At 43.9% G+C, this 14,470-nt stretch carries 3 protein-coding genes; all 3 read left to right on the top strand.

Annotation, left to right across the window (positions count from 1 at the left end; genetic code table 11):
* A partial coding sequence (locus ACKPQ5_RS06900; protein ID WP_407678366.1) for a hypothetical protein occupies window positions 1-2,616 on the top strand: 2,616 nt, incomplete at its 5' end.
* Window positions 2,617-3,019: 403 nt separating this feature from the next.
* Window positions 3,020-6,895, top strand: a complete 3,876-nt coding sequence (locus ACKPQ5_RS06895; protein WP_407678365.1) for a LamG domain-containing protein — start codon at window positions 3,020-3,022, stop codon at window positions 6,893-6,895.
* Window positions 6,834-14,470: LamG-like jellyroll fold domain-containing protein (locus tag ACKPQ5_RS06890; RefSeq protein ID WP_407678367.1), on the top strand; the 7,637-nt coding region annotated here is incomplete at its 3' end. The genes ACKPQ5_RS06895 and ACKPQ5_RS06890, both read left to right, overlap by 62 nt.

Below are 14,470 nucleotides of genomic sequence, written 5' to 3'. Positions count from 1 at the left end.
AGTTCCAATAGCAATGTGATATTGGTTACAAATTCCGGCACCCGTTTGAAGCCTGTGGGGGGAGGTACATCCACAATCACAGTTACTCAGGCCGGGGATTCAGGCTACAACCCCGCCAGTTCTAAAACCTTTACGGTTACTGTCACTGAATACAGTCCATACAATGATTCGTTGCCAGGTATGATATTCTGGTTGAACGCGAATGATGTGAACGGTGATGGTTCACCAGACGCAACGACTGACTTTACCAGTATTGGAGGGAAAGTTCAACCTGATGGCTGGGCCGATGTATCAGGCAATTCCGTTTCCTTTAGTCAATCTTCCACCTCCAAGCAACCCGTGCGGATCGTGCAAAACGGATTGCCTGGACTGGCATTTGGATCCACACTTGGGAATTCAGGTGCTTACCTGTCAGGTTCCGTACCTTCCAGTGTTAATGGGAATGTCGGCTATACCATGGTGATTGCCGCTAAAACCAGTGGTACCAATAGTGATCGGTTTTTCCACTTTGGCGCGTCCTCCGGAGCTGCTGGCCAAGTAATCGGTCTTGGTGTAAATGGAGGCTTCTACTTTAATGGTGGAGGCGAGCAGACTTTCAGTGGCGTGAACTTTGGAGGAAATGTACAGGTGGGTGTGTTCCGCAGGAAAGCGGGATCAACCTATGCGGACAGTGAGTTCATTTTCAATGGTGCAAATCAGATTGGTACTGCAATTTCGGGAACGAGCACACCTTCTATTCCCTCAACTGGAAGAGATATGCTGATCGGTGCCGGGAGAAATTCAAGCGGTGCAATATCCAGTCAACTTGCCAATGCGGTGATTCATGAGGTGATGCTTTTCGAGGGAGATCTGAATGATTTTGCGGTTCGACGTTTGGAAGGATATTTGGCTTACAAGTGGGGCTCAAATGCACGTCTGAACAACGGACATCCATTTGGTTCGAGTCGTCCGCAGTTTGGGGGGGCACAGTCCATTACTGTAGCCGCCACCAATGTCCCATTGGATGCTGCGGACAGTAATAAGCCCTTTATGTCGACTTTTGATAGTCCTTTTGAATTAGAGGGGGCTTATGCTACTTCTGGTCTTGATATAGTATACGAGACAAATAACTCTTCAGTCATAGCAGTTAATTCCGCAGGCGAACTGAATCCTGTGGGTACTGGACTTGTAAGGGTAACTCTCAAGCAACCTGGGGACAGTCATTTCTCTGCGGCATCCAATAAGACCTTTGATATGAAGGTGATTGGTAAACGTCCCCAGACACTCAGCTTTACTACAGTGAACGAGACACGGATAGATCAAGCAATGGACTTAAATGGAAGTTCTTCGGCCGGTTTAACAGTTGCCTACTCAATTACTGCGGGCAATAGCATAGCAAGTCTATCTGGCACTCGTCTTACTTTCTCCGGTACTGGCTCGGTGACCATTCGGGCAAGTCAGTCTGGAAATGGAACTTACGCCGCAGCGGTAGTCGTTGATTCTACTTTCTTGGTGAAACGACCCCTTACTCTTATTTTTGATTCCATTGGCGATATGGGGAAACAGCAGCAATTCACAGTGAGGGCGGTCGTACTTGACGGAATAAGTAATCAACCAGTTCAGGTTTCGCCCACTTATTCCATTATTTCGGGCCCTGCATCTGTCAGTGGCGGTCAAATTACCTGCGCTAATACAACGGGTGTAGTTCAGGTTCGAGCAGTCGCAACGGGTGCCGCATTTTTTACCACTACGGCAACTACATCTTTTAATGTGACCAATAAGCAAGGGCAGACCATTTTCTTCAAGCAGGGAGAAGCCGGAGGATTGCGCGATCTTCCACTTTCGAGGAAGCCAACTCCATTAGGGCGAATGGCCTCTGCTAGCTCAAATTTGGGAGTGACTTTCGAGTTAACTGCAAACCCAAATAATGCGATGCAAATTAATGGGAGCGGAGCGGGTGCGGTGCTGGTTTTCTCCAAAAACTTCAGCGGATTTGGAGGAGCCGATGAACTGACAGTTTCAATCAAGGCTACGCAAGCCGGAAATGGAAGTTATAATGCGGCTGCTGATGTTATTCGTGATATTAAAATCAAGAAACCAGGAAAGAGTGCTTTCTTTGATGAACGAAGGATGGATCCACGTTACCCGAAGGAGCGTGACAAGTTTGCCCGTAAGCTTTTCGCCAAGAAAAATCTAAAAGGACTGATCGACTTGGATGGTTCCGGAAGCATTACGATTGACGACGCCAAGCTTCTCTTTGATTCAGATGACTTTGATTCCGATGGCGATGGGATGAGCAACTTTATGGAACGAGCTTTTGGAGGAGACTCTCTGAGTAGCGATGCAAAGACAACCCTACCAAGAAGTATTAGGCAAAAAGATGGTAAACAAAGAATTACTTTCCAACAATATAGCACAGAATATAACTCGGAGGGAATTGAGTACATTGTGGAAACCAGTACAGATTTGCGTACATGGACTACAACTGGAACTTCCCAAGTTGATCTGAACGGTGGTGACACGGGCAGTGGAATAGACATTGGTGGGGGAATGGAGCGCGTTCTTTGGGAGACATCTGGTACTGCATCCTCCAAAGGGGGCAAGCAATTCCTTCGAGTACGAGTAAGAACTAAATAGAAGAGAAGAGTAGCGCATTTCAGGTCACTATTGGTCTATATTGTTTAAATTAAACTAGAGTTCGCTGCACTTCCAATTAGTTTTGTATCTGCGGTTCATTTTAATATTGAGCATGATATAGTAAACTTTTTACCGCAATTTGTAGTATTCAGCCAAGTTGTGCTAAGAGTTATTACCTTTATGTGTTTAGAATACTTTTACTGTAATTTTTATTTTAGTGAACTTTGTGATTTTTAAGTTACTTAAATTGCTTGCGGGCAGTGATTTCTTTTTGGAATTTTTACCTTGAATAAAAAGGGGCATATACATTGAATAATTGCAGACCCTAGTTTATATTAAATCCTTAATGATCATTCGTATTTTGCTCTGTTTGATTCCCCTGTGCTTGGGGATTGGAACTGTAGTGTCTGAAGCGATAGTAAAGGAAAGCGATTTGCTGAGTCGGTGGAGTTTTGATGAGGGGAATGGAACCACCTCGGTGGACATGACTGGCAGCGGTGTGAATGCAATTTTAGAGGGTGCGGGATGGGGGGTAGATCTTAATGCTATGTCCAGGAGCAGTTTGGATCTGAGTAATGGTTCTTCCTATGCGCGCGTGCCTGCCCACCCCAATTTGCAGGCTCGGGTTAACTTTTCGATAATGCTTTGGTTTAAAAGCAACGGATTACCCTCAGATTATTCTCAGTTGCTCTCCAAGCGTGATGGCATGCTTTCTCCTTATTTTATTCAAGTTGAACCGGGTGGTGCTCAGATCAAATCAATATTTCGTTTTTTTGCTGATTATGTCGATAATGGATCCTTTGCAATTAACCAATTTCAATGGCATTTATTGACTTCAACTTATGATGGGGAAAGATTGAAGACATACATCGATGGGGTCTTATCTGGCTCAATCCTGAATTCAAATTCAGTATATGTCGAAAACGGAGATCTTGGAATTGGAGGTTCGCCGGATGGAAGTAATATATTTAATGGCTGGATTGATGATGTTCGACTGTACGAGATCGCTCTCACTGCTAGGGATATTGAAAACGCCTACGGAGGAGGTTTCGGGGACTTCGGTCCCTCGGTTGACATCAATGTTAGTCGAGCCAGTAATGCCTCACCCATTCCCGTGGTGTTAACTTTTCGGGATTCTTCTAACAATTTAGTCAATGTTAATGATCTAAATGAATCAAATGAAAGTACTGATTTTTTACTTTCGGGTGGGGTTATTTCTAATTTTATCAAGGATAGTAATTCAACCTATCGATTTGATATAATTCCGGATCGTAATCCTCAGAGGATATTTCTCACATTAAACGCAGGTGCCGCAGTTGATTCCTTGGGAGATTACTCTCAACAACAATCAATTACTATTTCCTACAACAAAAAAGTGACCCGTTCCGATTATCTAGTTGGTTGGTGGAGTTTCGATGACGCAAATGGAACGCTCGTTCCCGATCAGTCGGGGGGAGATGCATCGGCCAAGTTAATGGGGACGGCATCCATTGATACGAGTAGTCCCAAGTTGGGTAATGGTGCCCTTTTATTGGACGGTTCAAATAGCTGGGCTGAGGTAGGTTCTCTGATGGCGCCCAGTAAAACTACTCGGCATAGCGATTTGATTGGTTGGTGGAAGTTCGATGAGGGCTTAGGAAGTAGTTCTATTGACTCCGTTACAAATTTATCAAATGCCGGGCTTTTAGATGGGGCAAGTTTTTCGGTAACAGAGAAGAAGTTTGGGGACTCTTCACTACATCTTCCTCAAGGCTCGACCGGGGCAAAGGTACGATTGACTCCTGCCCTTGATTTGGGAGGAACTACTACGGTCGCCACCTTTTCAATTTCCACATGGTACAAGAATTTATACCCAACTGGCAATTGGCGAACATTATCTAGGGGATTAACCAATGGGCACCACCTTATTGTTTCAGATGTTAGCAATCGGGTCGGAGTTTTTGCCAATGGGAACGGAGACTGGCGAGATTCTGGTGAGTTTGATTTGGAAGCAGATGGATTATGGCATCAGATCGTTCTGGTTTCAGATGGGGTGACTAGTAAGTTTTATTTGGACGGAGCCTATCAAGGAGATTCAGACCGTCCGACAGGACAGAATATTTACACCTTAGGCAATTATGATGGCGGGGGGCAACGGTTTGCCGAGTACCTGGATGATTTTAGAGTCTATGGGGTTGCGTTGACTGATTTTGAGGTCGAAATGCTTTACCGGGAAGCGGAGGGTGCACCATTGGATGTTGGTGTGGGGAGTTACTCTATTTCCGCATGGGTCAAGCCTTCTGCCATAAAAGCCACTCCTGAGTACAATTTTGCATTCGGATGGTACGAGGGAGGTGGCGGGGAATATATGCAGGCGAAATTGGGGCAAGGTACCACCGTAGATTATAATTCTCTTTCGTTATTGAATCCTGGGGATTCGTTACAATCATCGGTAATGCCCGGTGGAGTCACAGAGAGGCTATTTAATGGATCGTACGACGATAATCAATTAGATGACATCGACGGAAAAGGATACAGGTTCGGAGAAACTATTCCCAATAACCAAGTAACACGAACTGCGGATGCCAATTTTTCTGTTCTCACTGCTTTTCCGACTAGTGACCCTCCCCCGGATTCGATTTTATGGGAACAGGGTGGAGCGGGTACGGGCTCATTTGTTGGATTTAATGGTGGTCACCTTAGGATTAGGATTGGGAGCGGGGCTTCTGCGCATGTTGCCCCGGCATCTTCTACCGGGAATATGGCTTTACTTGACATTCCTTATGCAGAATTAGCAAGTAAGGGATATACCGATGGCAAGTTGTATGATTTGAGATGGGAGATGAGATTAAACCCTGGAAGCGTCCGCATTTGGGTGGATGGAGATTTACTTGGAGAATCAAACACAACAGGTTCTTCCAATCTGGCCAATTGGTCGGGAGGAGATAACGGTGGTTTTGGTAAGCAGGAAAGTTCAATATGTGTAGGAGAAACATCGACTCCCTGGCCCTATGCGATTGGGTCCTCCCTACTCTATCATTTCGGCAACGGATTTCGTGTTAGGCATGATTATGTTTATCAAGACACAAATTTTGATATACCGATTGATTTTAACGGTGCCACTGTGAATGCACGTTCTCTTTCTACCGGAGAGAATAAATCGGGGACAGGTGTTGGAACTGGAACAGATAATATTGGAGGTTTGTGGTACGGAAAATTAAGAATTGGTAATTCTGGGTATCTTAAGGCAGGAAATATTACTTTTGCGACCAGGAGTGATGATGGAAGTGTTTTGTGGATTGATATGGACGAGGATGGCGACTTTTCTAAAACCGGTCTAAATGGAAGTGAGTTAATTGTAGACAACAAGGGAGGTCATGGGCAAATAAACCGATTTGGTACCCGCTTTCTGGGCCGTAAATCACCACTTCTTATGCGAGCTGGAGTAATCGAGCACAAAGGGGTAGCGTTGGCTGCAGACGGATATCCGGTTTCATGGCATGCGACCTATGACCAAGGTTTTAGTGGAATATCTTCCACTCCGATGGAGGTGGGAAGTTGGTATCATACAGTTATGGTTGTGGATCGAGAAACGGGTCGAATCAAGCAGTACTTGAATGGGCAATTATCCGCAGAAAGCTCGTTTCCGGCTGGAAGACAGGGAGAAATTTCATTGGGTGACTGGTTTATAGGAGGGATGCCCACTTTTAATGATCGTTTTGCAGGTTCAATTGATGATGTTCGAATTTACTCTATTGCATTGAACGACGATGAGGTTGGAAAAATTTATAATAACAGTAGCGGAGATATGGGACTGGTAGCGGAGTTTACCGCTCCCAGTATAACGGATGATTCAAACATATCCGTTGACCTGCGTTTTTTACAATTTGAGGAACCGGTTGTGGTTACTGATTTAAACCAAAGTGATTTGATTGTAACTGGTGCTACAATCTCAACTTTCAACGATACTAGCGACGGGAATTTTTCTTTTACTTTGATACCTACTCAAGGATCCACTGAGATTACAATTTCTCTTGCCCAGGGCGCGGGGCAATTAGGGGGTAATGCAACATTACCTTCCAATACATTTATCCAATTAGTTCCACCAGTTCCTGGAAAGGCCGATTTGGTAAGTTGGTGGTGGTTAGATGAGGGAAAGGGAACTAGTGCAGAGGACAGCATCAGTGGTTCGAGGGGTACTTTATCTGGGGGGGTATCCTGGTCATTGGCCTCGACCTATGGAACCTCTTTGTCGTTTCTCAATACTGGTGATTATGCAGACCTGGGTCAATACTGGTGATTATGCAGACTTGGGTGTACCGGCGGCCGGTTTTGATACTAATGAATTTAGTTTAAATTTTTGGTTTCGGAGGAATGAAGAAAGCTTTAGTTGGTCCGCTGAGCAAATTTCAAATGTGATGTTGAGTTTGGGCAATGATGAAAATTGTTCTTTACAGTTAGGAACCAAAGGAAGCGATGTGGAAATATTCTTAAGTACTATCGGCAAGTCAGATCGAGCCAGTATGTCGGCAAATATTTCAGATGGTACGTGGCACTATCTCTCAGTCAGTTACAAAGAGAGCATATCTCCCGGTAATGAATTACAAATTTTTCTTGATGGTTCCTCCATTGGTTCAACCAGTATTTATGAGGGCGGGCTTTCTGCTGGTTTGACTGAAAAGTGGTTTCTCGGAATTGCGCGACTGAACTCCACTTCCGACGGGCGGTTTATGGGGAACCTTGATGATATTCGGTTTTCAAGAAAGGCAGTTAGTCTGTCCGAGCATCAAAGTGTTTATAATAGTGGAAATGGCGATCTCAATCTTGGCCTTTATGCCTCCTACCCGAGTGCCACTCATTCGAACCCAATTTCAGTTGATTTGAATTTTACCCGCTACGGGATGCCTTGGGTGGTGGACTTCAATGAGAGCATGCTTGGATTGAGCAATTCTGTTTTCCATGACATAAATGTGACTACTGGGTCGAGCATTCGAGTTGAATTTAACTCGACGGTTGATCCGGGAATTTTGACCGTCTCTTTGCCTGAAGGCATTGCCAAGGACGCATCCCTAACTGGAAACCAACCTCTTTCTTTTAGTATTGGTTTTGGCCACCCCGTAACGAAACTCGAAAACTTGGTTGCTTGGTGGACGTTTGACGAAGGAAATGGAACTACGGTAAAGGATTACATGAGTGGTTATGTGGGTAATTTAATCAATAGTATGGATGGGAATGTGACTTTTGATAATTCGAATTCGAAGTTTGGATATGCCTTGCGGTTTCCCAAGAATGCATGGGTTTCAACAAACGCCTACCCTGCAATGATGGGAGTTGGGTATGCAAATCCAAGAACCATCTCATTTTGGATGTACGCGGAACAACATGAAAGTCCCAATGGTTCGAATCGAGATTACGAAACAGGGATTTATGGAATGGGGCAAAGAAGTAATGCCAATGGTGTTCATCGGATGTGGGGTATGCGTGGTTTATGGGATACTGCAAATTACAGAAGAATTTTTTCGCAACATTGGGGATGGGATCCACAGGTATATATTTCCGAGGGGGTTAAGAATAAATGGATGCACATTGCTCATCAATACACAGGGACTCATGTGAAGGCATATGTTAATGGCAGCTTAAGGAATAATTGGGCAAAAAGTAATATATCAACCGGCAATGTATTTCCGCTTCAGTTTGGTAGATTTACAGAGGAAACTCGTACGGACCGAACTTTTAAGGGATTACTTGATGATTTCAGGGTTTATAACGCGGCGTTAGGTCCAAATGATATCTTGAAGATTTACAATAGTGGGTATGGAGACTTTGAAATCACTACATCCCTTGAGGTCGACAAGGTGGTGGAAGGAAATCCAAATACTGGTCGTATTATGTTCTTTCGTGGTGGAAACCTAGTGGATGTGAACGACTTCAGTGAAGCTGATGGCGATTTATGGGTTTCGGGCGGGAGTATCATTCCCAACTCGATTAACCGTATTGGAGTCGGAACTTACGCATTTGAATTTTCACTTGATCAGGACAACCTAGTTTCCAATATATGGATCAATTCAGGTTCTGTTACAGATGATTATAATCAGACAAATGTTCCTCCTGCGGGAAGAGCTAATAATTCAGAGTCTACCCGAAAAATGTACAGGGCGGTTACCCGTGGAGAGGATTTACTTGCCTGGTGGCCCTTTGATACCGAAGTTGTTAACGGCACCTTTGCAGTAAGTAAAACTGCTGGTTCACAAGTTATTTCACTTTTTGACTCCTCAATTTCCCTTCAAGGCCGCTACGGTCAAGGGGTTCGATTCAGAAAGGATCAGAGTGATGCCCGGATCCGAGTGGAGAATAATGGAATCGATCTTGGGAATTCATGGACTTTAGCAGTATGGGCCAAAAATTTATTTCCTCCTCGTGCCTCGGGTCGATCCACTCTTTTTCGTGGTCAAGGTAAGCAGTCCAATCGAGAATATGACCGTTACCTTACTGTGCGCGGAAGTGATCGTATGGTTTCTTTCTTTGATGGCGATGATGCAAATGGCGACAATCGGTATCGGTCATCCGGATATGCATTAGATCCACTTTCTAGGGTTGGATGGCATCATTACACAGTGGTTGGTAAAAGTTCACAAACCAGGTTCTTTGTGAATGGAATGAATGTGGGTGCATCTGACCGAAGAGAACAAAGTGATGTCTACTACATTGGGAATTCGAGTAATAATGAAGCATTTGCTGAATTTCTAGATGATATTCGAATATATAATGTCGGATTGGAGGATTTTGAAATCAGTCAAATTTATGGAGGAGGATTTGGAGATCAATTCACTTCAGTTAAGATAGACGATAATTCCAGTTCAGATTCAAGTCCAAGGATTTTAAGAGTATCTTTCGGGAAGGACAGTCAACCCGTCTCTGTTTCTAATATTAATGCCCATAATCTAGAGTTAAATGTAGGCGAGATAATCGATTTCAATTCAACTGATGCTAATTCAAGCTATATCGTTTCAATTAACCCTGATTTTAATCATACCCATAATGTAATTAATGTTCCATCTATGCCGGTTAAATTTAATAATCTTAGCCTATGGTTGGATGCAAGCGATTCAGTTTTCTCAAATGTAACACTATGGTTGGATGCAAATGATACTTCAACTATTTCAACTGTTACCGGATCGACTGATGTTGAAACTTGGACAAACAAAGTAGACTCCACTGTGAAAATGCACGGTCATGCAACAAACAAACCTGCCAACGGAGATTCGATAAACGGATTGAATGCAATTCAATTCGCCAAGCGCAGTGACAATAACATGGAGCACATGTTTGCCAAAAAGAATGGTACTACCAATTGGAACCCAGCTGGTATTAATGGAACAGTCTCTGGAAAGGTGCAAGATGTTGCCATATTTCTTTCTGCTCGCCTTGATACTATTAGACGATCGACCTTCGCATTTGGCATGGGATGGGGAGACCATTTCCCTTGGGAAAATGGCCAAGTTTTTTGGAATTATTCGGATGCTCGTGCGAATGTCTCAATCGGCAGTAACGGTTCTACGATGGTACTTGCTTTGTGCTACTCCAAAACCAATGGTAAGCAAGAAATCTTTCTTAATGGAACTTCCATACTAGATAAGCCTCGGACTAATGATTACGGCACTGGTGAAATGTCATGGTTCACTTTCCCTTCAAGTGCGGCACAGGACGGTACTTGGGGAACTGAATGGACTGTTGGGGAAATAATTGCATTAAAGGGTGTAGTTCCCGATTCTGTTCGACAGGGGATTGAGGGATACCTTTCTCATAAGTGGGGATTAGACGCTCTTTTGCCCACGAGTCATCCCTTCAAAAGTTCTTCTGTAGGAGACTTAACAAATGTATTTTGGAAAGATAAGAGCCAAAAGAAAAACCATGCAGTTCAAGTGGGTAATTCAACTTTGCTTAATGCCGATCAAAATGGGCTTTCGGTTATGAATTATACTGGCACAACTGGCGAGAGCCACTGGTTTAGTATGATCAATGACATAAGAACTGTTTTCTGGGTAGTTTCAGAAGATGCCAGTGTTCCTAACTCAGATTTTCGTTCTTTATTGGGTGACACTACGAAGCAACCAGATTGGCACACGAACGCTGGTAATATTTGGGGGGCAACTGGGGGCGACGCCAATGTTTATAATGGTTATACTCGTCTAAACGGAGCGATTATTGATGGTAAGTCGACCGCGAAACCAAACAGTCTGTCTATTATTTCTCTCCGAACTCTGGGCAATGTCCAGTCAGATAACTTTAGTAACGACCGTAATATTGCTTCCCAGTCCTGGCATGGAAAACTTGCAGAACTTCTTATTTATAATGAAGCACTATCCGATAATGAAATCAAAAAAGTGGAAGGATACCTCGCTCATAAGTGGGGTTTAACTGGCAATCTCGATAGTGGCCATCCTTACAAGGCACAGTCAGTTGTAACTGTGGGCGAGCAATTCTTCTATGATTCCAATTTATCGATCGAGAATTTTCGTTACGATTTCTTATCTCATGAAAGAGTTTACAAAGATTCTGATCTACTCAGTAGATGGAGGTTCGAAGAGGCAGGTCAACAGGATGGAAAAACAGTTATTCGAGATGTGGCAGTGGGTCGAAATGATGGGTTTCTAGAAGGTAATGCCCAACTGGGGAGTGGTATGTTTGGCTCTGGTTTAGTTCTTGATGGAACTGGGGATTACTTTGATATTCCGCATTTTCGCGGGCTCTTTGAAGATAATAATTTCACACTCTCTGTGTGGGTTTACCTGAATAATCTTGGAGTGGATAATGATCAGCAGGATGCCGCTATTTTTAGCACCAACGGAAACGATCTTAATACCATGCTTTTCTGGTATGATGTAAACTCTGTGGGCAATGCCAATCGTTCGTTCTCTTTTAATTTGGGTCCGACCGGGATTAATTTAAATCGCTTAAACGCCCCCGATTCCCTCGCAGTTCAGGATTTCTGGCAACACCTGGTCGCAGTGGTGTCGGATTCCCAACACTCGATCTATTTAAACGGTGAAGAGATTGCGAGGTCTGACTTTGCGGGGACAAGTCAGATACATATTGAGGGGAACTCGGTACGATTAGGCGGCTGGGATGATTCAGTAAATCAGGACTTTTCGGGCGTCTTGGATGAAGTAAGAATTTATCAGTCCGCCTTTGCCCCTAATGAGGTTGCGGTTCTCTACGGAAATGGAATTGGGGATTTGGGGATCGTGCCTACGATTGTAGTAGATTCCAATAACTCGGCTTCCACGCTTTCGGCAAGGGTTGATTTTTATCAATTTGGTCAAGCCGTTGCGGTCAATGGTTTTGTCCAGTCTGATATACAAATCTCAGGTGGTTTGGTATCTGGTTTTACCCCAAACGGGAACGGATATATTTTCACGATTACTCCATCTTCACATCCCAGTAGAATCATTGTGACTATCCCCTCTAATTCGGCTAGTCAGGGTGGGATTGGGAGTAGTGCAGTAACTCAGGAAATTAATCATCACTCAGAGTTGGTTGGTGGAGATTCCCTTACATTGTGGTACCCTTTTGAAGAATCCAATGAAACGGTTCTAGATTTTTCCGGTGCCCGAATTGATGGAGTGTTAACCGGAGGGCAACACATTCCCGGTAAATTTGGTCAGTCTCTTGCTTTATCCACCACCGATCATGTAATAGCCAATGCCGAGTCGCTTTCTCTTAGTTCTTCCTTCACCTTATCAGTTTGGGCTAAGGTCTTAGATGATGCTCAAGGAGTGCTTGTGAGGAGCGGGCAAATTCGCCTGCAATATCACGACGACAATACAATCCGTGGTGCGATCTACACCGGTGGATCTTGGAAAGAAGTGAAAGCACGTTCAGAACCGGGAAGTTGGACTCATTATGTTCTGACCTATGACGGATCGGAGTTGAAGTTATTCTCAAACGGAAGTTTATTGGAAACTCTTGCGGCAAGTGGTTATTTGAATTGGGGAGATGGTGCGAATCACAACCTGTATTTAGGTAAATATGGAACGCTTGGTTGGGAGTCAAAATGTGAAATAGATGACCTGAGAATTTATAAAAATGCCTTGTCCACCTACCAGGTGAGCGATCTGTACGGAAGCGGAACAGGAGATATGGGGATTCGTCCACTTGTTTTGGGCGCCTCGCCCTTCATTGCCCGGCCTACCCCTCAAACGATATTATTTATGGAGGGCAATCAGACTGAATATGTAGCCGGGTTATCGGAGGCAGAATTAAATGCAACCGGAGCTACTTTTTCTATTTATTCTGATAATGTAAATGTTTCCTACACCTATGAACTAAATGCCACTATTACTCCATCGCTCGTTCGAGTTGAGGTGCCCTATGGTGCAGTTCAGAAAGATGGCAATAACAGCCAAACGGGAGCGTTTGAATTCCGTCATCGAATTGTTACCTCGGTGGAAGATGATTTATTAGCTTGGTACGACTTAGATAATATTAGCCAGATGACCGCCTTCGATCGATCAGGTAGACTCCAGCACGCAACCTACTCGAGTGATGATGCAACCATTCCTGATGGGGGGAACCTAGCCGCATCTCCACTTTTTCTGAGCCCTTATTCGCCATCAAATGTTTTCGATAACGATTCAACTACAATTGATGGAAGATGGTTGGCTGAACAGAGTGCCTTGCCCAATGTTTTTGTCCGCTATGATTTTGGCACTCCAGTTACTATCGGTGGCTATCGTATTGTAACCCAGCATTTTAAAGTCGAGGATAGATCGCCTAAGTCCTGGCAGTTACTTGGGTCTGAAGATGATTCGAATTGGACCACCGTTCTGCATTCGGTTTCGAATGAAATTGGATGGACGGCATGGGAGGGAAGAAATTATCTAGTTTCTTCGCCTAATGCTTATCAGTATTATAAGCTCGTATTTTCTGAGGCAACTGGTTCTGACACTTACTTAGGTTTAGCTGAAATCGAGTTTTTTCCTTCTTTTCGTCAATCTCAGGGTAAATTGGGCAAAGCTCTGGATTTAAATGGAGAATCGCTCACTTTACCTTTCCGAATGGACCAAAGTAGCACGACGAAAGGGATGACCTTTTCTGCCTGGGTCAATCCGCGTCTAGTAGAGGGTGGTGTTGGTAACGAACGAATAATTTTCTCTACTGATGACGGTGGTTGGGATTGGACCATGTCAATTCGTTACGGTTCCTTAACTTCTTGGACTGGACAGACTCGTATTCAATCACCGCTTCAGGTTTATCCAAACGAATGGGCTCATTTGGTTTCTGTTTTTAATCCAATGCAAGGTCGAACTACGATGTATGTTAATGGAGAGTCCACTACGCTCGATGCACTAGGCTTTGATGATAATTCAATTCTCCTTACAATAGGCACAGACTCCAATGGCAGAACTTTTGACGGATTAATCGACGATATTCGTATATGGGGACGACCACTTAATTTGAGCGAGGTGGCGAAACTTTGGGGTAATGGCTTGGGGGATTTGGGCCCGAGTGTTGATCTTCAGGTTGAAAACCCAACCTACGGTGCACAAATCAATGTAACTGCTCAATTTAATCAACCTATTACTGATTTTAATGCGTCAGCGGATTTAGAATTCACCGGGTTAACATTACAGAGCTCGTCTTCTGATTCTGAATCGAATGTGAGTGCTTACACATTGGTGTTTCAACCTACAAATTTGGCGGAAGGAAATTTCACCATTAAGTTAAAAGCAAATTCAGTAACTGATGTGTATGGAATGAAAAACATCGAGTTTATCCAGGAGATTGATTTTCGCCCCCATCGAATTAAGGAAAGTAATCTCGGCCTTTGGTGGGAACTTAATGAAGGAACAGGAAATAAGGCTTATGATTCATC

The sequence above is a fragment of the Candidatus Seribacter sulfatis genome (genome assembly GCF_964187635.1).
GTDB lineage: Bacteria > Verrucomicrobiota > Verrucomicrobiia > Opitutales > Seribacteraceae > Seribacter > Seribacter sulfatis.
The sequence above is the reverse complement of the archived record's forward strand: the minus strand, read 5'-3'. Positions and strand labels throughout refer to the sequence as shown.